Genomic DNA, 23045 nt, shown 5'->3' with positions numbered 1-23045 from the left:
AAGACCCCTGCTAAAACAGCAAAACAAACTATCCAAAATTTTGCTCTTAGTAAAGAAAGTTTCGAAGCAAAATGGATTTAAAAAATGTTTAAAATATAAGTAATGTTGAGCAAGCTTCCTGAAAGAAAATATGCGGCTGATTGTTTTTATTCATAAAGATAGAACCTAATTTAGGTTCTATCTAGCATATTAGTTATCAGGATGTTCTATTTATTGACGGCCAGAATGACCGAAACCGCCAGTTCCACGCTCGGTTGTGTCAAAATCATCAACAATATTAAATTCCGCCTGAACAACCGGGACAAACACCATTTGTGCCATACGTTCACCAGGTTCAATGGTAAAAGCTTTGTCACTGCGGTTCCAGACAGACACCATGAGCTGGCCTTGATAATCAGAATCAATGAGGCCAACGAGGTTGCCCAGTACAACGCCATGTTTATGACCTAAACCGGAACGAGGTAAGATGACTGCAGCAAGACTTTCATCTGCAATGTGAATGGCTAAACCTGTTGGAATAAGTTCTGTTTGACCTGGTGCCAAATCGATTGGTGCATCAAGGCATGCACGTAGGTCTAAACCAGCAGAACCTGTGGTGGCATAGGCTGGTAGAGGAAATTCATTACCGATACGGCTATCGAGGATTTTTAGGTCAATTTTTTTCATAACGTTGAAGTATCTCGTCAAGTAAATAGTGGCTTAATTCGTTTTTATTACAGTGAGGCAAACGGGTATCACCGTTTGCATCAAAAAGATGTAACGCGTTGTTATCGCTATTAAACCCGTTGTCTGCTAGTGAGACGTCATTGGCACAAATGAGGTCGAGTTGCTTTTGTTGTCGTTTTTGGCGTGCATATTCTTCCACATTTTGGGTTTCAGCTGCAAATCCAACAACATATGGCCTATTGTGTTTTAGGTTTCCGACACTAGCCACGATATCTGGATTTTTGATAAGTGTAATCGAAACTTCATCACCTTGTTTTTTTATTTTATTTTCAGCAATGTTTTTTGCGCGATAATCTGCAACTGCAGCGCAACCAATAAAAATATTTTGTTCAGCAATGGTTTGATGCACTTGTTCATACATCTCTAAGCCACTCATGACATCAATTCGGTTAACGCCTTCTGGTGTTTCAATATTTACAGGGCCTGCAATTAAAGTGACATCGGCACCACGTTGACTGGCTGCTTTAGCAATGGCAAAACCCATTTTCCCCGAACTATGGTTACTAATAAAGCGAACTGGGTCTAGCGCTTCCCGTGTTGGGCCCGCAGTGATCAGTAATTTGATGCCTTGTAAGTCGAGTTTAGGGGTAAAAAACTCATTGGCTAGACGAACAATTTCTAGTGGGTCAATCATGCGACCAGGGCCAATATCACCACAGGCTTGGCTACCTGCATCTGGCCCCCAAATCATACATTGACGTTGTTGCAATTTGATTAAATTTTCTTGGGTTGCTTTTGCTCGGTACATTTGTTGGTTCATTGCTGGCACAAGTGCAATCGGTGCTGCGGAAGCAAGGCAAACTGTTGTGAGTAAGTCATTTGCCATTCCTGCACTGAGGCGAGCAATTAAATCCGCAGTAGCCGGTGCTAGAATAATGAGATCTGCCCATTTAGCCAGTTCAATATGGCCCATAGCAGCCTCAGCAGCAGGGTCTAGCAGGTCATCAGAAACGGGATGCCCTGAAACGGCTTGCAAGGTTAAAGGTGTAATAAAGGCTTTAGCACCTTGAGTCATCACAACGCGTACTATCGCACCTTTATCGCGCAAACGGCGGGTGAGTTCAGGGATTTTGTACGCAGCAATGCCCCCACTAATACCAATAACTATCTGCTTACCTAATAGTGACAGTTGATTCATTATTTTTATCCAATTCGGTCAACATGGGAGGCATATTACCACAGAGAAGCGCGAGGTGGCGCGCTCGATTTTTCATCACAGTACTATTTTTGCGAAGCGCTACGCAAACCCTTATGAGAGTGATTGTGAATGTTTTTTAGACTAGATAAAAAGGAAGCAAGGGATTTAGGGACAAAAAATATGATGAGTGAACATCTAGACCTACCACCAAGGGAAAAGCTACTCGCATACGGGGCAGCTGCGTTATCTGATGCTGAACTACTCGCTATTTTTCTACGTACAGGGAGCCAAGGCGAACCCGTTTTACAGCTTGCGAAGCGTTTAATACAGGAGTTTGGTTCAGTATATTTGCTTCTACAAGCAGACTACGAAAAACTCAAGCAATGTAAAGGAATGGGGAGTTGTAAATTTACCCAATTACAGGCTGTGAGTGAATTAGCTCGCCGTTTTTTCTCTGAACAATTTTTACATGAAGATGTGATGACTGGGCCTGAACAGTTGAAAGCAAAGTTGTTGGATTTGTTCGCAGGGCAAGAGCGTGAAGTTTTTGTCGTGATATTTTTAAATAATAAAAATCAAATTATTTGTCATGAAGAGTTGTTTAAAGGTACTTTAAACAAAGTTGAAGTTCACCCCAGAGAAATCATTCGCTTTGCCATAAAAATGAATGCAAACGGGATTATACTCGCCCATAACCATCCATCAGGTAATCCGGAACCAAGCGTAGCAGACAGGCAAGTGACAGAGCGTATCCAACGTGCTTGTACTATTATGGGGATTAAATTGCTTGACCATTTTGTCGTTGGGCATAAGCAATGTGTGTCATTTGTGGAGCGAGGATGGTTATAAAATTATTTTTTTGCCTAAAAAATGACAACTTTCTTTGTGTTGGGCTTGAGTGAAAACGATGGAAAGCGTATACTACGCCACCTTTAAGGATCTTGGGTTTGGCGAGAAGGGCCTATCTCAGTAAATTTTTACGTTTTAGTAAAGTAAATCTTTATTTAGGTATCAACGGTTTTTTCAGTCAATGAAAGTTTGCTGAGATGGGCTCCTAAGCCTGACGAGGCGGCCATACCCAGAACAAAAAAGCTCGAGCTGATTAGATTTTTGGAGAATAGACATGTCACGAGTCTGCCAAGTTACTGGCAAGCGTCCAATGAGCGGTAACAACCGTTCACACGCATTAAACGCGACCAAACGTCGTTTTTTGCCAAACCTGCACTCTCACCGTTTCTGGGTTGAGTCTGAGAAACGTTTCGTAACACTGCGTGTATCTGCTAAAGGTATGCGTGTTATCGATAAAAAGGGTATTGATGCTGTTCTTGCTGAACTGCGTACCCGTGGTGAGAAGTACTAAGGAGCTAAAAAATGGCTAAAGGTATTCGCGAGAAAATCAAGCTAGTCTCTTCTGAAGGTACAGGTCATTTCTATACCACTACGAAGAACAAGCGCACAATGCCAGAAAAACTGGAACTGAAAAAATTCGATCCAGTTGTTCGTAAGCATGTGATCTACAAAGAAGCAAAAATCAAATAATTTTGCTTTCTGCGTTAAAAACTCAGCTTCGGCTGAGTTTTTTTTTACCTAAAATTTGGGTTGTCGCGGATATGTGCATTCGAAGCTATGACCATTATTATGAAAGTAGTAACATAGTGAGTATTCATTGAATTAATAATGATATTTGTTGTCGAATGACTATTGTCTTTTACATATAGACTTGATTAAGAGTGCCTGGTGAAAAAACAGTTTAAAAAAATTCTTGTGATCAAGATGAGGTTTCATGGGGACATGTTGCTGACAACACCCGTTATCAGCTCATTAAAACACCGATATCCTGATGCTGAAATTGACGTTTTGCTTTATCAGGATACTATCCCCATTCTCTCTGAAAATGCTGAAATTAACGCTTTGTACGGCATGGCGGGGAAAAAAAGTAGTGGGCTGAGTAAAGCATATAATTTTATTAAGCTACTGCTAAAGCTGCGTAAAAATAAATACGATTTAGTTGTTAACCTTGCAGATCAGTGGATGGTGAGTGTATTAGTTCGGGCTATTCCTGCTGACACAAAAATTTCCCATCAATTTACCCATCGAGATTCTAAATACTGGCGTAATAGTTTTACGCATTTGATAGAACCTGAAGGCGAACACGTTGTTCTGAATAACCTATCAGTGCTCAAGCCGTTAGAAATAAAAGAATTAAAAACGCATCTAACGATGTCTTATTCAGAGCAGGATTGGAAAAATATTGATGAAAGGTTACTAAGCTTAGGTGTCCATAGCAGCTATGTCGTTATTCAACCAACAGCGCGCCAAGCTTTTAAGTGTTGGGATAATGAAAAGTTTTCAGCCGTCATTGATGCATTGCAGTCTCGTGGTTATCAAGTGGTTTTAACATCGGGACCGAGTAAAGAAGATTTAGAATGTATCAGTGATATTGCAAATGGTTGCCAAACAACGCCTGTTACTGAGCTTGCAGGAAAGACTTCATTTCCAGAGTTAGGCGCACTGATTGCTCATGCCGCTCTATTCATCGGTGTTGATTCTGCACCGATGCACATTGCTGCTGCAGTCAAAACACCAATTGTGTGTCTTTTCGGTGCGACAAATCATATTTTTTGGCGGCCTTGGAGCGATAATAGTGTGCAATTCTGGGCCGGAGACTATGAACCTATGCCTCCGCGAGATGAACTTGACCGCAGTAAAAAGTATTTATCTATTGTCCCTGCATCCGATGTAATTAAAGCCACAGAGAAAATATTGCCGATGAATATTCGCTCTATGATGACAAGGTATTAACATGAATCTGGCATTTTGCTTATATAAATACTTTCCGTTTGGTGGGTTACAGCGGGATTTTCTACGTATTGCAACGGAATGCCAATCACGTGGGCATCACGTACGTGTCTATACCCAATCATGGGATGGTGATAAGCCTAGCGGCTTTGAAATTATTATCGTGCCGGTGACATCAAAAACGAATCATGGACGAAACGCACAATATTGTGACTGGGTGTTGGCGCATTTAAAGCAGCATCCTGCTGAGCGGGTAGTTGGTTTCAATAAAATGCCAGGACTAGATATTTATTATGCAGCAGATGTTTGTTATGCACAAAAAGTCGCTGAAGAAAAAGGTTTTTTTTATAAGCTGACGCCTCGCTATAAACACTATGCTGCATTTGAAAAAGCTGTTTTTGCAGTGGGGAAACCGACGCAATTACTCATGTTAACACCGCATCAAATTAGTCATTTTAAAAAGCATTATGGGACAGAAAATGAGCGTTTCCATATGCTGCCACCCGGTATTGCCCAAGATAGAAAGTATGATAAGCAAGTTGCGGAAGCTAAAAAAGTTTATCGTGAAAAAAATCAAATACCTGAATCTGCATTTTTAGTATTGCAGGTGGGTTCTGACTTCAAACGTAAAGGCGTCGATCGGACCATAAAAGCCATTGCGGCATTGCCCGATGATATTAAGAAAAACACGCTATTGATGGTAGTCGGTCAAGATAAACCAGTGAAATACCAACAGTTAGCGAAAACGCTAGGAATCGGCTCACAAGTCTCTTTCTTTAGTGGACGTAATGATATTGCAGAATTAATGGCTGCAGCCGATATATTAATGCACCCGGCTTATCAAGAAGCTGCTGGTATTGTGTTATTAGAGGCAATTACCGCGGGTTTACCGATTATTGTCACAGAAGTGTGTGGATATGCTTCATTTATTAGCCAAGCCAAATGCGGTATTGTGGTAAATGAGCCCTTTGAGCAAACGGTTCTGAACTTGGCTCTAGAAGATAGTTTAAAAAATCCGGTTCAATTAGCACAATGGGCAAGTAATGCGCGATATTTTGCCGATACAGAAGATTTATATAGTTTACCAGAAAAAGCCGCAGATATTATTTTAGGGGAAGCGAATGATTGAGCTAAAACCCCCTTTTAGTGAATTGTGGAAGAATAAAGATCCATTTATCGAGGCGGATAAGCTACAAGGTGAAGTTTTTCGTGCGTTAGAATCGCGTAAAACTCTGCGTTTTGAACTTGAGGGACGCAGCTATTTTATAAAAATTCATTATGGGACTACACTAAAGGAAGTTCTTAAAAATCTATTTTCTTTTCGGTTGCCAGTATTAGGCGCTGATCGAGAGTGGAATGCTATTCATCAACTGACTCAAGTGGGAGTTGACACGATGAATGGTCGAGCTTTTGGGCAAAAAGGGATTAACCCTCTTCGTCGTCACTCCTTTATTATTACTGAAGATTTGACCCCGACGGTGAGTTTGGAAGATTATTGTGCAAATTGGCTAGATAACCCACCAACTTTTAGTACCAAACAAATGATTATTCGTCGTGTTGCGAAGATGGTGCGTAAAATGCACGCGACCGGTATTAACCATCGTGATTGTTATATTTGCCATTTTTTACTGCATTTGCCATTTACGGGAAATGAAGAACAGTTAAAAATATCAGTAATTGATTTACATCGGGCACAACTCAGAAATTCTGTTCCAACCCGTTGGCGCAATAAAGATTTAATTGGTTTATATTACTCATCATTAAATATTGGGCTAACTCAGCGTGATATTCTTCGTTTTATGAAAATCTATTTTGGCTTATCGCTGCGAGTTATTTTGCAACAAGAAGCATCATTGATAGCTAAAGCGGAAAGCAAAGCTGCACAAATTAAAGAACGCACAATTAGAAAGTCATTGTGAGTCAAAGAGAGAAGAGAGATATAAATGTTCTTCAATAAAGAAAATGCGGTTACACAGCAAATTGATTTATCGTCACCAGACGCTATTGTTAATAATGATAGCTTACATATTTCCTATGGGATTGACCGTAATTTTCTATATGGTTGTGGGATCTCGATTGCTTCTCTATTAAAAACAAATCCTGATATCTCTTTTTCATTTCATGTGTTTACTGACTACTTTGATGATGAGCAAAGTAAATTATTTAAACAGCTCGCAGAGCAATATAAGACGAGTATTAAAGTTTATTTAGTTGACTGTGAACAGCTTAAATTGCTCCCAAGTACCAAAAATTGGTCATATGCAACTTATTTCAGGTTTATTATTGCGGATTACTTTTCAAACCAGCTAGATAGAATGATCTATATGGATGCAGATATTATGTGTCAAGGAACGCTGCAGCCACTGTTAAATATTCCGTTTAAAGATGATGAAATAGCTGCAGTTGTGCCTGAAAGGGATAGTATTTGGTGGCAAAAAAGAGCTGATGCGTTAGGGATCCCGAGCATCGCTTCGGGGTATTTTAATGCAGGTTTTTTAGTCTTAAATTTAGTGAATTGGTCAAAATTTGATATCTCAACGAAAGCAATGGACTTACTTTCTCAAGATGTTGTTAAAGCAAAATTATCCTATTTAGATCAAGATATCTTAAATATGCTATTAACAGGGAAAGTCATTTACCTTGATGGCAAATACAACACTCAATATAGTATTAATTATGAGCTGCAAAAAGGCAAAAAAGAGAACCCAATAACGTCTGAAACTGTATTGATTCATTATATTGGCCCAACTAAGCCTTGGCATGAGTGGGCAAATTACTCAACAGCTCAGCCCTTTACTAATGCAAAAAATGCATCACCTTGGAAAGACATTCCGTTACTGAAGGCTAAAAGCAGTAATCATTTGCGCTATTGTGCTAAGCATATGTTTAATCAGGGAAAAATTCTCTCTGGTATAAAAAATAATCTTCAGTATTTTTTGGTTAAATTAAGTAAATAATAATTGGGCAAGTTATGTCTTTTTTAGATAGAAATGAAAGTATTCTCTCAAAGTATAACAAAGCTTTGGTGCTAATCTTTATTGTTCTTTTTTTTGTGGAAAATGTAACCAGATATAAGCATATTCTGTTCTATTTGATGATAGCCACATCTTTGGTTTATCTGTCTTTAGATACAAAAAAAGTGCTAAAAAGATTAAATAATAAACTTTTATATTTAGTTGTTGCTTTTTCTATTTTTCTTTACGTATCAACATCTTATTCAAATATATTAAGTGTATCTATTAAAACTATTAACAATAATTTATTGAATTATGGAATACTAAGTTTATCACTTTTATTGCCAATTATTTTATATAGAGAAAGCCTAAAAGAGATTTCAAAACTATTATTAACGAGTTTTACTGTATCGTTAGCCTTAGTTTTACTTGTTGAGTTATACCGCTACTATATAGCCTATCAGCAGGGTATCTTACCGTTTACTACCTATGATTTTAGGCATGTTTCGGATGCGTTAGTTTTCTTCTTTCCAATACTTCCTATTCTTTGGTATTTATTGCCTAAATCTAGACTTATTTATTTCTATATTTTAAGTATTGTATTTCTGTTTGTTTTACTTGGAACGTTAGCTCGAGGGGCATGGGTTGCAGTCGCAGTCGCGGGGTTATTATTTTTGTGTTTTAAACGTCCTTGGAAGCTAATTGGGGTTGTATTATGCCTTTCGGTAATTTCACTTATTTCAATTAAACTAATTTATCCCGATACAAGTAAAAAACTGTTTTATAAGCTAGAGCAGACAGATAGCACTCACCGTTATACTAATGGAACCCAAGGAACCGCTTTTGAGCTTATACTGGAAAATCCAGTTATCGGTTATGGTTTTGGCGATAAAATCTATCATGAAAAATACAATAGTGTTGTAAAAAATCATCCGGAATGGACATTTAAGCAATCTATCGGGCCCCATAATATTTGGCTTTATATTTGGTTTGGTGCGGGTATTGCAGGGTTAGCGATATTTAGTGCGGTATTTTTGTCAATGTGCTATTCCTCAATGCAAGGGATAAAAAATAGGTCTGATGAACCGGAAATTTACTTTGCTTTCATTGCATTGCTGTTAAGCCTTATTAGTTTCTATCTCGTTCGTGGGATGTTTGAACAAGTGGACCTTAAGCCTTTAGGTATTCTTTTAGGTTTTTTAATCGCCATGATGGGACATAGTTCAACTAAGCAGAAAAGAGTGTGCCATGAATAACCTGATAACAAATAAATACCTACTAAATGAGGGGTCTAATACGAGTAATTCCTCATTACCATGTCTTGATGTTATTTATGGTTCGGATGAAAACTATCAGTTTGGTGCTGGTGTTTCAGCGGTCTCTTTACTTATTAATAACCCAAATACGCTCTTCAGATTTCATTATTTTTTAGATAAAGTCAGCCCTAGCTTTTTAGAGAAGCTGAAGGTTATTTCTCATCAGTTTCCAGCTGAATTTCATATTTATGAATTGGATAATCAATTACTAAAAACATTGCCAGCTTCTGATATTTGGTCTTCAGCAATGTATTTTCGGTTAGTTGCTTTAGATTATCTCTCGAAAGATTATGATGTTGCTCTATATTTGGATGCGGATGTTATCTGTAATGGCCAATTGAATTTGGCGGCTGATTTAATTAAAGATAAAGTTTGTGGTGTTATTGCCGATGACATCGGTGTAAGAACAAAAAGTGAGACACGGCTTCACACTCCAAAGTTAGCTGAGACCTATTTTAACTCGGGTGTTATGTTTGTGAACTTAAAAAAATGGCACGAAAAACGAGTTACTCAGCAATGTTTTGAATTGTTATCTGCAGAAAATGCGAAACAACGGTTTAAGTACCCAGATCAAGATGTGTTAAACCTTATTTTAAGGAATGACCTGATATTACTTAATCAGAAATTTAATACGGTTTATACACTAAAAAATGAACTGTATGACCGAACTCATCAAAAATATCAAACCATTATTACACCTGAAACAGTTTTAATTCATTACACGGGGGTGAGTAAGCCTTGGCATAAATGGGCGAACTATCCTTCTTCTCAGCCTTTTTATAAAGCATTAGCACAATCACCTTGGACAAAGGATGATTTAAAGTGTGCCACTAAATTTGCTGAAAGGAAAAAAGAGTACAAGCACTTATTAAAGCAAGGCTCTTATTTATCAGGTATTTTGTCAGGCATATATTACTTGTTTGAAAAACACACAAAAAAAAGAAAATAATATGATGATTAATAAGATTGTCTTAACAGTTTCACCTATATTTTCTATACCCCCTAAAAGTGCGGCTGCAATTGAATCGTGGATGTACAATGTCGCTAAACGATTAGACATTGAAAACCGAATCGTTTGTATACGAAATGATGGATATAGCGCTCATTCTGTTGTTAATGAGTATTGTGAAATTGAGCGTATTAAGTTTGGAAAAGTGTATACAAGACTATTTAAGAAATGGACAAGGTTAGACCCATATTCTTATGCAGATAGAATTGTCAAAATTAAACATCAATTTTCGCCAAACCCGAATAAAAGTGTTATTTTTGTTCACAATCATATTAAATCCTTCAAAAAAATAATTAAGAAAGAAGGACATAATAATGTTGTGTTACACATGCATAATTTGTACGAGCCTAAAGATGTCCCTGAAGACATAAAAATCATTGTGCCAAGCCATTTTATGAAAAATTGGTACAGAGAACGTTTACCAAATGCGCTTATTGAAGTTGTTCGTAATGGGTTTGATGGTGAAATTTATGCTCAGCCACCTGAGGTCAAGCGTGAGGATTTTGGGCTAACAGCAGAAGATAAAATAGTTTTATTCGCTGGCCGGATCGCTAGAGATAAAGGATTACTTGAATTAATGCAGGCGTGCGAGACTTTCTTTAAAGAAGACCCTCGTTATAAGCTCGTCATTGTAGGTGACCCAAATGCTGCATTAAAAGGTGAACTAGCGCAATATCAAGACGAAGTAAAAGATTATGCAAAAAATTTGGGTGAGCAGTGCATTTTCTTAGGTGGTGTTCATCCTGAAAAAATTCGGCACTATTATTCTCTTGCGGATGTGATTGCTGTACCTTCCATCGCTCCAGAGCCATTTTGTATGGTTGCATTAGAGGCGATGGCTTCGGGTCGCCCTGTGATAGCGAGCCAGCGAGGAGCAATGGTAGAGTTTATTTCCCATAATGAAACTGGGTTTATTTTCAGGGAGCCACTTTCGCCTTTGAGTATGGCGGAGGATATTACTAGCGCGTTAAATCACCCAAATAGTCAAGAAATAGCTTACCATGCTAAAAAACATGCTTATGATAATTTCACTTGGGAAATTGTCAAAGATGAGCTCATGGGGGTAATTGCGAAATGGTATCCTTAAGCGAAAAATGCGAGTTTATATATGCCAGAACTACCAGAAGTTGAGACCAGTCGTCGTGGAATAGAGCCACATTTAGTCGGTAATACAATCTCTTACGCCATTGTACGTAACGGTCGTTTACGTTGGCCAGTTAGTGAACAAATTAAAAGTTTATCAGATGAAGCGGTTTTGAGTGTTCAACGTCGCGCTAAGTATTTGCTGATTGAGCTACAAAAAGGCTGGATTATTGTTCACTTGGGAATGTCTGGTAGTGTGCGTATTCTGACCGAAGAATTGCCTGAAGAAAAACATGACCACGTGGATTTAGTCATGCGAGATGGCAAGGTATTACGCTATACGGATCCTCGCCGGTTTGGCGCTTGGCTCTGGTGTGATGATTTAGAAAACAGTTCGGTACTTGCACACTTAGGGCCTGAGCCATTATCAGACGCCTTTAACCCGCAATATCTTTATGAATTAGCGCAAAAGAAAAAAGTGGCAATTAAGCCATGGTTAATGGATAACAAAGTCGTTGTTGGTGTAGGCAATATTTATGCTAACGAAGCATTATTTGCAACAAAAATATCACCTGAAAAAATCACAAATACCTTAACGTTAGCTGAAATTACTGAACTAGTGTTGCAGATCAAAAAGGTGTTACAGCGCTCTATTGAACAAGGCGGTACGACACTGAAAGATTTTTTACAGTCGGATGGTAAACCGGGTTACTTTGCCCAAGAATTGTTTGTCTATGGAAAAAAAGGTGAACCCTGCTCAATGTGTGGTACGCCAATCGAAAGCATTAAACAGGGGCAACGTAGCACCTTCTTTTGTCCGCAATGTCAAAAATAGCGAAACCTTGCTATTTTTTATTGAGTTTCTTTAGCATTGCCTCAGCAACCACTGGGGGTAGGAAAGACGAAATATCACCATCGTGAAGTGCAACATCCTTGATTAAAGATGAGGAAACAAAGGATAAACTCTGCGATGGTAATAAAAATACGGTTTCCAAGTCAGGAACAAAATGGCGGTTCATATTCGCTAATTGCCACTCATATTCGAAATCAGCCACAGAACGAACGCCCCGAATAAGAATATTTGCGCCATTTTTTTGCGCAAAATTAGCCATAAGCTCAGAAAACCCAACAACTTCAACATTATCAAGGTGAGAAGTTACTTCTTTAGCAAGGGCTACGCGCTCATCAAGGGAAAACATCGGGTTTTTTCGTTGGCTATTAGCAATAGCCAACAGGACATGGTCAAACATTGCTGCTGCTCGGGTAACAATATCAACATGTCCTGATGTTACTGGGTCGAACGTACCAGGGTAAATAGCCTTGTGTATCATGATGATAGTATCTCGTTGTTTGTATTATCTATTCGAAAAAATAGCATGAATAAGCGTTAACATTATCGGCTATCTAGTAGGGTTGCAACTGTATATGAGATTTTACTGCTATTTTTAGGTGCATATTCTACACACTTTTATTTGAGCTTTATGGTAAGATAGCGCCAATTTTGGTAAGTGAATCAGATCGAATGTTATTGCTGCGTCTATATCAGGTACTTCTTTATCTTATCCAACCATTTATATGGGTTCGCCTATTGCTGCGCAGCCGTAAAGCGCCTGCCTATCGTAAACGCTGGGGTGAACGATATGGCTTTTGTGCGGGAAAAGTAAAACCTCAAGGTATTTTATTACATTCAGTTTCTGTCGGGGAAACCCTCGCAGCCGTTCCACTAGTCCGCGCACTTCGCCATCATTATCCGTCTTTGCCAATTACAGTAACCACGATGACACCAACGGGCTCAGAGCGTGTTCTTTCTGCATTTGGTGATGATGTCGACCACGTTTATTTACCTTATGACCTTCCTGGCTCAATGCACCGCTTCCTGAAACAAGTCGACCCAAAACTTGTGATCATAATGGAAACTGAGCTATGGCCAAATATGATTAACCAATTGCATAAACGTAAAATTCCATTGGTTATTGCAAATGCAAGACTTTCTGAGCGCTCTGCTGCAGGGTATCAAAAGCTAGGCAGCTTTGTGAAACGAATGCTTCGTAATGTCACCATGGTCGCAGCACAGCATCAGGAAGATGGTGAACGTTTCGTTCAATTAGGGTTGCGGCGAATGCAATTGAGTGTCACGGGGAGCCTGAAGTTTGATATCTCTGTGACGCCTGAATTAGCTGTCAGGGCAATAACTTTACGCCGACAATGGGCGGCGCATCGCCCAGTCTGGATAGCGACCAGCACTCACGAGGGTGAAGAAGCGATTGTCTTAGAAACACATCAAAAATTATTATCTCGTTTTCCTGATTTATTGTTAATTTTAGTCCCTCGTCACCCAGAACGCTTTGCCAAAGCAGAAGAACTAACTCAAAAAGCCGGTTTAACCTTTATTCGTCGCAGTGCGAATACGATTCCTTCCGCAGAGGTTCAAGTGGTGATTGGTGATACCATGGGTGAACTGATGCTGTTATATGGAATTGCAGACATTGCTTTTGTCGGGGGAAGCTTGGTAGAAACTGGAGGGCATAATCCGCTCGAAGCGGCAGCTCATGCGCTACCTGTGTTAATGGGGCCTCACACATTTAATTTCAAAGATATTTGTGGAAAACTAACTCAAGCAGATGGCTTAATTACGGTGACAGACAGTGAATCAATGGCTCAAGCCGTGACCAGTTTACTTTCTGATGAAGATTACCGGTTATATTATGGGCGCCATGCCGCCGAGGTTCTTCATGAGAACCAAGGCGCTCTTCAACGATTATTAAAACTGTTACAACCCTATTTACCCCCGAGAGAGCAATAAAGCTAAGTAATGTCTTTTTTTGAGTATTAACTTGAACATTACAGCAATGAATTGCGAATATTTTATGGCACATCCTAGTATTGCATTTAAACTATAGTAGACTGCCTCGTTTATTATAGAGTCATTCGATTTGGTTTATTACTATTAGGGTAGTATCCAAATGGAATGTTGGAACTTTTGCTTATCTTTTTAAGACTATATGCCAGCCACTAATCAATCAATTTCAAATAAATATGTTTATTTATGGGTCATAAGCTATGCCATAGTTTGGATCTTAGCGAGTTTTTATTTCGACCCAACCGTACCTTATGACACAGTAGAAGCAGTGAACTGGGGAATGAATGGGGAGTGGGGATCACCTAAAAACCCATGGTTTGTTGGCGTCATGATGTGGCCTGCAATTTACCTTGATATCTCCTACAGCTTTTATTGGTATTTTAGCCATTTTGTCGGTATTGCATTTGGTTTACTTGGGGTGTGGAAGCTAACCTTTCGTTTGACTGGGCGTCGTGATTTCGCTTGGTTTGCAATGCTAATGTTGAATTTATCTGGTGTCATTAATTTCGATATCATTCCTTATAATGATAACTATATTTTAGTGACATTATGGCCTTGGGTTATCTATTTCTTTTTACGTGCTGTTGATGATAACCCTGCATGGTGGTTACCGTTTGCCTTATTTGCGGGTCTTGCAACTATGGGTAAATACTCAACCTTGGCGCTAGTTGGGTCTGTTTTCTTATTGACCCTATTCGTAAAACAAGTTCGTCAAAGTTATCGTCATCCTGTTTTTTACCTTGCGATTGCTTTATGGTTTGCTTTGGTATTGCCAAATTTCTTTTGGTTGATGGCAACGGACTTTTCGGCTTTTAAATGGGTAGATTCACAAATCGACCCTGGGTTTAATCTTCATACCACACAAGCCGCACTTAGCGTGTTTTATCCGTTAGTGATTGCTGCGATTATTGTTTATTGCAGTGGCGGAAAGTTAGGGTGGCCTAAAGCGTTGCCTAACCGCATGGCTAACTTTATCCTTCTTTTTCCACTGGTTGTGATATACGGCTGGTTCTCTTTCCACGATGGTGGTCGAATAACTGAATGGTTGCAGCCATTTATGGCTATTAGTGCGCCTTTATTTGTTGGCTCAATAACCGTGATGCCAAGAAAACCGTTTAAGAAGTCATTGGTTGGTTTTGCCATTTTTGGTGTTTTAGTCGTGGTTGGTTATATCACGGTTCAGGCAGCGAATATCCGTGGAGCAGGGCAAAAATTTATTGGTGTAAAAACCTTGATAGCAGACGGGGAACAACGTTGGTACCAGCGATATGGCACGCCAGTTAAATATGTTGGTGGAGAAGATAACCAATATCAATGGTTTATTATTTATGGCAAGGATAGACCGCATGTGATCCAACCCTGGTCAATGGAAAAACATATGCCGCCAAATGTGTATAACCGTGATATTACTGAAGCCGAAATTCGTCAACATGGTGCATTATTGCTGGGCAAGAAATATGATGATTGTGCCCATGAAAACTTTGCCAAGGTACGTAAGTTCTGGCCACAATTTACGATAGAAAAAGAAGATGTGATTTATCGTTCTGAACCGGATGCCGCCCCTGAAACCATGTGCTTTGGGTTTATTGCGCCAGAGAAATAGAGAAAACCCACCTTGTAGAGACAAGGTGGGCTTTTAATTAAATATTATTTAATTCTTCTCAGTAAAATTTTTAGACGTGTTAAGTAATTAACTTTTGAGCCTTTATTAAATAATCTAAATACTTTAAACCACTCCATATGGCCGAGATAGTTTAATTTAAATAAACTAGGTTTTTGACTAGCACAAATTAAAAATACGCCTTGGTCATCATCAATAACACCAGATTGTATTAATTTTTTCTGTATTTGAAAAACAAGCTGGTAAAATTCAATCCACTTTTCTTTAGTCGCAACAATCACACCACCAATAATATAGGTTTCATTGTTGATGACTTTGTCCATTACAGCTTGTTCATTTTGTAAATCCAAATCTTTTTTTATAGAAAAAAGATGAACTTTACTACGATCAAATGGATGAGCCCACTTAACCAATCCATACCGTGTTTTTTCTCTACGGATGTAACCAAAATCGACCCATGCAATGAGTTCCTGACCCGTGAGTCCGGACTTAATGGCTTTATGAATAAAATAAGGTTTCAAATTGTTAATTAATACATATTCGGCAGACCAATATTCAGGATTTTGTAATTGATCTGTCTTTATAAGACTTTTAAATGAATCACTGTGCTGAATAGAAGATATTTTTTCTATTATAAATTTAAATTTTTGATGTAGATTAATGGTAATTATATGAGTAGGTTTACCCTCTCGAAGTTTAAGGATTTTATCTTCTAAATCTGGGGAGGTAAAAACAATGATTTTATTATCAAGTTTAGCCAATCGTTGAAAGTGTTCAAAATAAGTATCTGCAGTTCTTTCTAATCTATCGGATCGACCACTCTTGGCATTCCAATTTCCTCTACCGATGTCAAAAAATGCCGTTATGATTGTAATTGAATTATTCATTATAATTAATGTCTGGTATTGAGTAGACGAAAAAAGATTGCCTACGTAAATGATGCGGTAAAAGACTAAAAGGCTTGAGTAGCTAAGATACCTTTCTATAGAAAATGTTTCAACTGTTCATAAGTGTAGATAGCACTTATATCCTCAATATGGTTATTCGGAGATTTAATCGTATGTTGCCCTTGCCCATATCCCCCAATCAAGCCGGGGTCGGTGGGGCCAAACAGGGTAAAATTAGGTTTATCAAGTGCCGCTGTTAAATGGCTAAGCCCAGTATCGACAGAAACCACCGCTTTAGCGTTTGCAATTTGCTGTGCAACTTCAGCTAACGTGAGTTTAGGTAAGACCTCAACAAAATCAAAGCCTTTTGCTAATCGTTCTGCACGTTGCTGCTCATGAGGTGCTCCCCAGGGCAATTTGATTTTGATACCACTTTCAGCCATCAGTCCAATAAGTTCTCGCCAATTTTCTTCAGGCCAATGTTTGTCATCACGGGTAGTTGAATGCAAAAAAATGACATAAGGGCTTTGATGCTCTTCTGCAGACTGCAAAAAGTGTCGAGCAATCGCGTAATCGCCTTGTTGTGTTGGGCAGGTGTAACCAAGACTTTTGGCAAATAACTGGCGAATACGTTCAACGGCGTGTTGTTGCTTGCTGATTGCGTAACGATGGTCATAAAAGAAGCTGGCTAATGGTTCGCGAATACTATGGCGGTCATAGCCATGTTTATCACCATGCGCTAAGCGGGTGACAAGAAAAGCGCTCTTTAATAACCCTTGTGCATCAATGACAGCATCATAATGTGTTGCTTGTAATTTCTTGCGAAATTCGGCTCGTTCGGCTCTGATCGGCGCAGAAAACCAATTTTTTCGCCAGCGGCGAATGGCCACAGGGATCACCTGGTTAACGGCACTGTGCCATGTTGGAATTTGCGCGAAGCCTTCCTCAACGACCCAATCGAATTGAATACCCGATATGGCTTGCTGTGCATCGGTCAGTGCAGGTAATGAGTGTAGAACATCTCCCATTGAAGATGTCTTGACTAATAATACTCTCATCATTCAATACCTATATTTAACCGAGTTAACGCATCGATAACTAATTGAGGCTGGATATGAATCAAGCTTTGGTGATAACCACTTTCACCGTCACCTTTACGCACTTTGTGATACCCCGTAATTAGGCGAATGACTTCTGCTTTATCTGATAATGGCGGGGTAAAATCAGGGCTACTTGGGCCATACAAGGCGACAAGAGGTTTATCTAGCGCTGCCGCGACATGCATCAAACCAGAGTCATTACTGACAACTGCATTACAGGCATCGATTAGATTAACGGCTTGTTCTAAAGATGTTTTACCTGAAAAATTATGGCAATGTAATTTCGCATCATCGGTCAGCTCTAGACGAATGGCTTCACCTGCCTCGTGGTCTTTTTGTGAACCAAATAGCAGTACTTGATAGCCTTTTTGGCTAATCAGTGTTTGAGCAAGAGAGGCATAGTGATAATGGGGCCAACGTTTGGCGGGGCCGAACTCTGCGCCAGGGCAAAAACCAATAATAGGGCGAGAACCATCAACCCCAAAGGTTTGCAGGGTTTCAGTAACTTCTTGCGGCACCGTCACTAGTTTAGGCGGTAAAATGGGTGTCGGAATATCGGAAGCTGATTTAATAGTTTGCTTATCATAAGCAAGAGCAACATATCTTTGCACCATTAAAGGAAAAGCTTCTTTATTTAGTGGACGAATATCATTGAGTAGGCCATAGCGCATTTCTCCACGCCACCCTGTTCTTTTGGGGATGTTTGCAAAGAAAGGCACAAATGCAGACTTTAAGGAATTTGGTAACACAATAGCTTGATCATAGCCATTTGCCCGCAAACTCTTACCTAATCGACGACGTTCCCCAATTTCCAAAGCACCATGTCCGAGAGGCATAGGAATGGCTTCGTTAACCTCGGGCATTTTGGCGAGTAAAGGACGACACCATTGTGGTGCCATCACATCAATCTGTGCATGGGGATGCAACGCCTTGATCGTACGATAAAGGCTTTGTGACATCATCATATCCCCTACCCATGAAGGGCCGATCACCAATATTTTCATAAATAATTTTTCAGAAATAAGCGTTACGCGTCTTTATTGAGCAAATGCATATATTCGGTGACACCTTCTGCAACCGTTTTAAATGGTGCGGTATAACCGGCGGCACGTAGCTTAGTGAGGTCAGCTTGTGTGAAGCTTTGGTAGCGACCTTTTAATTTTTCAGGAAATTCAATGTATTCGATAGCCACATTTTTATCTTTGTGGAATTCAGTGACTGCATCAGCAACAGCTTGGAAAGATTCCGCACGTCCTGTTCCGCAGTTAAAAATACCTGAAACATTATTTTCCCAGAACCATAAGTTTACCGCAGCCACATCACCCACATAAATAAAGTCACGGCGGAAAGTATCGCTCCCCTCGAACAGTTTTGGACTTTGCCCTTCATTGATTTGTTTATTTAAGTGATAAGCAACGCTTGCCATGCTGCCTTTATGGTCTTCATTTGGCCCATAGACGTTGAAATAGCGGAAACCACAGATTTGTGAGTTAGCTTCAGGCAGGATTTCACGCACATATTGGTCAAATTGGAATTTCGAATAACCATAGACATTTAATGGTTTTTCAAATTGGCGCTCTTCAATAAAGTTATCGCTACGACCACCATAGGTTGCCGCGGAAGAAGCATACAAGAATGGGATTTCGCGATCCAAACAATAGTGCAGTAACTCTTTCGAATACTGATAGTTATTGTCCATCATATACTTGCCATCCCACTCCGTGGTTGACGAGCAAGCACCTTCATGGAATACCGCATCGACATCGCCGAAATCATCACCCGCAATGATACTGCCAATAAAATCTTCTTTATCTGCATAATCCGCAATATCAAGGTCAACAAGGTTAGCGAATTTAGTCCCGTCTTTCAGATTATCAACGACTAGGATATCTGTACGGCCGATTGCATTTAGGGCTTTAATAATATTGCTGCCAATAAAACCAGCTCCGCCAGTGACTATGATCATTGGGTATACCTCAAATGGGTTAAGAAAATAGGATCGTAATTGGTGACTATAATAACATCTCTTGGCGCTGACGGTAGCATTGATAGAAGAGAATTGAGCTAACACTTAAATGAGAACAAGGGAAATATCGTGATCTTGGCTACAAACTTAACTTATTTATGCTGTGAATATCGCTACGTGTAGAGACTATTATTAAACTCAATTAATAGTCACTTTACAGGAAGAAATCATGTCAGAAAGATTTTATCAGCAGATTCAAGAGCAATTGGTACAAATTGAAGCCGACGGGTTATTTAAAAACGAACGCATTATTACGACTTCACAAGGTGCTGACATTGAAATTGCAGGTGGCCAGCGAGTTATTAATTTCTGTGCTAACAATTATCTTGGTCTTGCAAACCACCCCGAACTCATCGAGGCCGCTAAACAAGGAATGGATAGCCATGGTTTTGGGATGGCTTCTGTGCGCTTTATTTGTGGAACGCAAGACAGCCATAAAGTGCTAGAAAGCAAAATTGCTGACTTTCTTGGGATGGAAGATGCCATTCTCTACTCATCCTGTTTTGATGCAAATGGTGGGCTGTTTGAAACCTTATTAGGACCGGAAGATGCCATTATTTCAGATGCATTAAATCATGCATCAATTATTGATGGGGTTAGGTTAAGTAAGGCTAAACGCTACCGTTACAGCAATAACAATATGGTGGAATTAAAAGCACGTTTAGAGGAAGCCAAAACAGCAGGGGCTCGCCATATTTTGATTGCCACAGATGGTGTGTTCTCGATGGATGGTGTTATCGCGGATTTAAAATCCATTTGTGACCTTGCCGACGAATACCAAGCATTGGTGATGGTGGATGATTCACATGCTGTTGGTTTTGTTGGGGAAAATGGCCGTGGTAGCCATGAGTACTGCGATGTGATGGGGCGTATTGATATTATCACGGGGACATTAGGTAAAGCCCTCGGCGGTGCATCCGGTGGTTATACGGCAGCGAAAAAAGAGGTCGTTGAATGGCTGCGTCAGCGTTCTCGCCCTTATTTATTTTCGAACTCACTCGCTCCTGCAATTGTAGCCGCATCTATCAAAGTGATCGATATGATGAAAGAAGGTCATTCATTACGTGAGAAGTTATGGCGTAATGCTGTGTTATTTAGGGAAAAAATGACAGCAGCGGGTTTCACCTTGGCTGGAGCAGACCATGCCATCATCCCAGTCATGTTAGGTGAAGCTAAACTTGCCCAAATTTTTGCAGAAGAGTTACTTGATGAAGGTATTTATGTCACGGGCTTTTTCTATCCTGTTGTACCGCAAGGTCTGGCACGTATTCGCACTCAGATGTCTGCAGCGCATAGTGAGGAGGATATTTTACACGCTGTTGATGCATTCACCCGCATTGGTAGAAAACTAAAAATAATCAAATAAAAGGTCTTTTATGAAAGCACTGTCCAAACTGAAAGCTGAACCAGGTATATGGATGACGGATGTTCCGAAACCGGAACTCGGGCACAATGATGTGATGATCAAAATTCGTAAAACTGCGATTTGTGGTACGGATGTACATATCTATAACTGGGATGAATGGTCACAAAAAACTATTCCTGTTCCAATGGTTGTCGGTCATGAGTATATAGGGGAAATTGTTGCAATTGGGCAGGAAGTCAAAGGCTTTAAAATTGGTGACCGAGTGTCAGGGGAAGGGCATATTACTTGTGGCCATTGTCGAAATTGTCGCGGCGGGCGTACCCATCTTTGCCGCAATACAATTGGAGTTGGGGTTAACCGAGAAGGGTGTTTTGCTGAATATTTGGTGATCCCCGCATTTAATGCTTTTAAAATTCCCGATAACATTCCTGATGAAATAGCGGCGATTTTTGACCCATTTGGTAACGCAGTTCATACGGCACTTTCCTTTGATTTAGTGGGGGAAGATGTGCTGGTTTCCGGCGCTGGGCCTATTGGCATCATGGCAGCCGCAGTGTGCCGACATGTGGGAGCACGACATGTTGTTATCACGGATGTGAATGATTATCGACTTGAACTCGCGAAAAAAATGGGGGTTTCCCGTGCCGTGAACGTCAGTCGTGAAAATTTAAAAGACGTGATGAACGAATTGGGAATGAAAGAAGGTTTTGATGTTGCATTAGAAGTTTCTGGTGCTCCAGCCGCTTTTCAGACCATGTTAGACACCATGAACCACGGTGGCAGAATCGCCCTATTAGGGATTCCTCCTGCCTCAATGGCAACGGATTGGAGCCAAGTGATCTTTAAAGGGTTATTTATTAAAGGGATCTACGGCCGAGAAATGTTCGAAACATGGTACAAAATGGCGACACTCATTCAATCTGGTTTAGATTTATCACCAATTATCACTCATCAATTCCCCATTGATGAGTTCCAAAAAGGCTTTGATATCATGCGTTCAGGCCAATCTGGTAAAGTGATTTTAAACTGGGATTAAATTTTTATCATATCCAGTCCCCTTCTTGGCTTTGGCACTAAGAAGGGGGAATACAAATGGCTTACTGCTGTTGCTTGAAAAGCGGGCGTTTTTGCGCTTTATCGCCCGAAACCAGCAGGGGTTGTAAAGCCTTATCGTTATAAATACTCTCAACAACAAACATAATAAAATCAATTCCCTGTCGCTTAGAGGTTGGTAATGTAAACTCACATATACCGAGCTCTTGCGGAATAATCACATTTTCTGGTTGGCTAACGGTCTCAGGTTGCCCAATAACAGCTTCTTCGGTTGGCGCTGTTTTTATTTCATTTTGCATTGGTTGTTCGGACTGAGGCTGTGCCTTCTTCGCTTCTTCAGATAACATTCTTAATGATGTTGGTTGTTTAGTTTTAGATTGAGGGCTTAGCAGAGCACTAACGGCAACTAATTCAACATCAGCAGGAAGTTGGGCAAGGTATTTTTGCAAGGCTCGAACGGTAGATGGGTGCGGATGGCCAATGGCAACCGCACTGCCGTGTTTACGCGCGTAAGCAACGGCTTTATTCAACTGAGTGCGGGTTTCTTCTTCCGATTGGTGGTTATCAATAAAAATATGGCGACGTAACGTGGGAACGCTGTACTCTTTGGCAGCATTACCTGCTTGAGTATTGCCAATAGTCACGCTATCGAGGAAAAACAAGTTTGACTTTGACAGGCTGTGCATCACATGGCGCATTCCTGCCAAGTTAGACGTCATCTCACTTCCCATATGGTTATTCATACCTTTTGCATAGGGAACCCGGCTTATTGCATTTTTAATAATACGGTCAATTTCCTCTGCACTCATCGATGGGGCCAATGTGTCTTTCTCTAATGGTTGCTTGCTCAATGGTTTCATTGGCATATGGATGAGAATATCACGTCCTTGCTGATGCGCTTTTTCTGCGACTTCACGGCCATGAGGTGAGCTTGGTAAAATGGCAATAGTCACCGCTGGGGATAAGGCTAAAATTTGGTTATCTTCCTTGACGCGATATCCGAAATCGTCAATCACAATCGCTAATTTTGCAGCACTCACCGGTAGACACATCATCAATAATGAGAAGAGAATGAGTGGCCGAAAGGGAAAGTGCTTCAACATAATG

At 40.0% G+C, this 23045-nt stretch carries 23 protein-coding genes; 15 read left to right on the top strand and 8 right to left on the bottom strand.

The genetic code is table 11. The features are described from left to right. Nucleotides 1-210: 210 nt before the first annotated feature. Both dut and coaBC read right to left on the bottom strand, forming a co-directional pair. A complete protein-coding gene (gene dut / locus PR725_RS15405; protein WP_117162977.1) occupies nucleotides 211-666 on the bottom strand; it encodes a dUTP diphosphatase in 456 nt (151 codons plus the stop codon). Then, the gene (gene coaBC, locus PR725_RS15400; protein WP_272569654.1) at nucleotides 653-1864 is read right to left on the bottom strand and encodes a bifunctional phosphopantothenoylcysteine decarboxylase/phosphopantothenate--cysteine ligase CoaBC; all 1212 of its coding nucleotides are present in this window, start codon (nucleotides 1862-1864) and stop codon (nucleotides 653-655) included. Before coaBC ends, dut begins: the two co-directional genes overlap by 14 nt. A gap of 180 nt (nucleotides 1865-2044) precedes the next feature. On the opposite strand from coaBC, the gene radC reads away from it, so the two are divergent. From radC to mutM, 11 genes are all read left to right on the top strand, one after another. After that, nucleotides 2045-2713: a RadC family protein gene (gene radC, locus PR725_RS15395; RefSeq protein WP_004906900.1), complete on the top strand. Its 669-nt coding sequence runs from the start codon at nucleotides 2045-2047 to the stop codon at nucleotides 2711-2713. Nucleotides 2714-2987: 274 nt separating this feature from the next. Next, complete coding sequence (gene rpmB, locus PR725_RS15390; protein WP_004265123.1) at nucleotides 2988-3224, top strand: 50S ribosomal protein L28; 237 nt, start codon at nucleotides 2988-2990, stop codon at nucleotides 3222-3224. Between the two features lie 11 nt (nucleotides 3225-3235). Next, nucleotides 3236-3403, top strand: a complete 168-nt coding sequence (gene rpmG, locus PR725_RS15385; protein ID WP_004265124.1) for a 50S ribosomal protein L33 — start codon at nucleotides 3236-3238, stop codon at nucleotides 3401-3403. A 198-nt stretch (nucleotides 3404-3601) separates the two neighbouring features. Then, the gene (gene rfaQ / locus PR725_RS15380; RefSeq protein WP_117162978.1) at nucleotides 3602-4666 is read left to right on the top strand and encodes a lipopolysaccharide core heptosyltransferase RfaQ; all 1065 of its coding nucleotides are present in this window, start codon (nucleotides 3602-3604) and stop codon (nucleotides 4664-4666) included. 1 nt (nucleotide 4667) lies between these two features. Beyond that, nucleotides 4668-5792, top strand: coding sequence for a glycosyltransferase family 4 protein (locus PR725_RS15375; protein ID WP_117162979.1), 1125 nt, complete (start codon nucleotides 4668-4670; stop codon nucleotides 5790-5792). After that, on the top strand, nucleotides 5785-6582 hold the full coding sequence (gene rfaP / locus PR725_RS15370; protein WP_004906907.1) for a lipopolysaccharide core heptose(I) kinase RfaP: 798 nt from the start codon (nucleotides 5785-5787) through the stop codon (nucleotides 6580-6582). Before PR725_RS15375 ends, rfaP begins: the two co-directional genes overlap by 8 nt. Before the next feature lie 24 nt (nucleotides 6583-6606). Next, nucleotides 6607-7620: a lipopolysaccharide 3-alpha-galactosyltransferase gene (gene waaO / locus PR725_RS15365; RefSeq protein ID WP_117162980.1), complete on the top strand. Its 1014-nt coding sequence runs from the start codon at nucleotides 6607-6609 to the stop codon at nucleotides 7618-7620. Nucleotides 7621-7634: 14 nt separating this feature from the next. After that, complete coding sequence (gene rfaL / locus PR725_RS15360) at nucleotides 7635-8873, top strand: O-antigen ligase RfaL (RefSeq protein WP_213942687.1); 1239 nt, start codon at nucleotides 7635-7637, stop codon at nucleotides 8871-8873. Then, complete coding sequence (locus PR725_RS15355; protein WP_109912524.1) at nucleotides 8866-9882, top strand: glycosyltransferase family 8 protein; 1017 nt, start codon at nucleotides 8866-8868, stop codon at nucleotides 9880-9882. Before rfaL ends, PR725_RS15355 begins: the two co-directional genes overlap by 8 nt. Beyond that, on the top strand, nucleotides 9854-11029 hold the full coding sequence (locus PR725_RS15350; RefSeq protein WP_239498436.1) for a glycosyltransferase: 1176 nt from the start codon (nucleotides 9854-9856) through the stop codon (nucleotides 11027-11029). The genes PR725_RS15355 and PR725_RS15350 overlap by 29 nt, the downstream gene beginning before the upstream one ends. A 21-nt stretch (nucleotides 11030-11050) precedes the next feature. Next, on the top strand, nucleotides 11051-11860 hold the full coding sequence (gene mutM / locus PR725_RS15345) for a bifunctional DNA-formamidopyrimidine glycosylase/DNA-(apurinic or apyrimidinic site) lyase (RefSeq protein ID WP_004906918.1): 810 nt from the start codon (nucleotides 11051-11053) through the stop codon (nucleotides 11858-11860). Between the two features lie 10 nt (nucleotides 11861-11870). Here the strand turns inward: mutM and coaD are convergent, their stop codons facing one another. Next, entirely contained in the window at nucleotides 11871-12356 is a 486-nt protein-coding gene (coaD, locus tag PR725_RS15340) for a pantetheine-phosphate adenylyltransferase (protein WP_004906920.1), read from the bottom strand. A 191-nt stretch (nucleotides 12357-12547) separates the two neighbouring features. Here coaD and waaA point away from each other — a divergent pair, with 191 nt between their 5' ends. Then, a complete protein-coding gene (waaA, locus tag PR725_RS15335; RefSeq protein ID WP_004906923.1) occupies nucleotides 12548-13828 on the top strand; it encodes a lipid IV(A) 3-deoxy-D-manno-octulosonic acid transferase in 1281 nt (426 codons plus the stop codon). Nucleotides 13829-14027: 199 nt separating this feature from the next. After that, nucleotides 14028-15488, top strand: coding sequence for a glycosyltransferase family 39 protein (locus PR725_RS15330; RefSeq protein ID WP_004906925.1), 1461 nt, complete (start codon nucleotides 14028-14030; stop codon nucleotides 15486-15488). 44 nt (nucleotides 15489-15532) lie between these two features. On the opposite strand, the gene yibB is transcribed toward PR725_RS15330, so the two are convergent. The 4 genes from yibB to rfaD all read right to left on the bottom strand — a co-directional run bounded on the left by yibB (nucleotide 15533) and on the right by rfaD (nucleotide 19459). Further along, on the bottom strand, nucleotides 15533-16393 hold the full coding sequence (gene yibB, locus PR725_RS15325; RefSeq protein WP_004906927.1) for a protein YibB: 861 nt from the start codon (nucleotides 16391-16393) through the stop codon (nucleotides 15533-15535). Between the two features lie 95 nt (nucleotides 16394-16488). Beyond that, on the bottom strand, nucleotides 16489-17451 hold the full coding sequence (gene rfaC / locus PR725_RS15320) for a lipopolysaccharide heptosyltransferase RfaC (RefSeq protein ID WP_109912523.1): 963 nt from the start codon (nucleotides 17449-17451) through the stop codon (nucleotides 16489-16491). Then, entirely contained in the window at nucleotides 17451-18497 is a 1047-nt protein-coding gene (rfaF, locus tag PR725_RS15315; protein WP_272569651.1) for an ADP-heptose--LPS heptosyltransferase RfaF, read from the bottom strand. The genes rfaC and rfaF overlap by 1 nt, the downstream gene beginning before the upstream one ends. Nucleotides 18498-18520: 23 nt before the next feature. After that, on the bottom strand, nucleotides 18521-19459 hold the full coding sequence (gene rfaD / locus PR725_RS15310) for an ADP-glyceromanno-heptose 6-epimerase (RefSeq protein WP_004906933.1): 939 nt from the start codon (nucleotides 19457-19459) through the stop codon (nucleotides 18521-18523). Nucleotides 19460-19688: 229 nt separating this feature from the next. Between rfaD and PR725_RS15305 the strand changes: the two genes are divergently transcribed. Together PR725_RS15305 and tdh are read left to right on the top strand one after the other, a co-directional pair. After that, nucleotides 19689-20885, top strand: a complete 1197-nt coding sequence (locus tag PR725_RS15305; RefSeq protein WP_272569649.1) for a glycine C-acetyltransferase — start codon at nucleotides 19689-19691, stop codon at nucleotides 20883-20885. A 10-nt stretch (nucleotides 20886-20895) separates the two neighbouring features. After that, entirely contained in the window at nucleotides 20896-21921 is a 1026-nt protein-coding gene (gene tdh, locus PR725_RS15300) for an L-threonine 3-dehydrogenase (RefSeq protein ID WP_004906937.1), read from the top strand. A gap of 61 nt (nucleotides 21922-21982) precedes the next feature. Here tdh and PR725_RS15295 read toward each other — a convergent pair whose 3' ends face one another. Beyond that, on the bottom strand, nucleotides 21983-23041 hold the full coding sequence (locus PR725_RS15295) for a divergent polysaccharide deacetylase family protein (RefSeq protein ID WP_210782372.1): 1059 nt from the start codon (nucleotides 23039-23041) through the stop codon (nucleotides 21983-21985). Between the last annotated feature and the right edge of the window lie 4 nt (nucleotides 23042-23045).

It is taken from the genome of Providencia sp. PROV255, from assembly GCF_028478065.1.
GTDB classification, from domain to species: Bacteria; Pseudomonadota; Gammaproteobacteria; order Enterobacterales; family Enterobacteriaceae; genus Providencia; species Providencia rettgeri.
The sequence above is the reverse complement of the archived record's forward strand: the minus strand, read 5'-3'. Positions and strand labels throughout refer to the sequence as shown.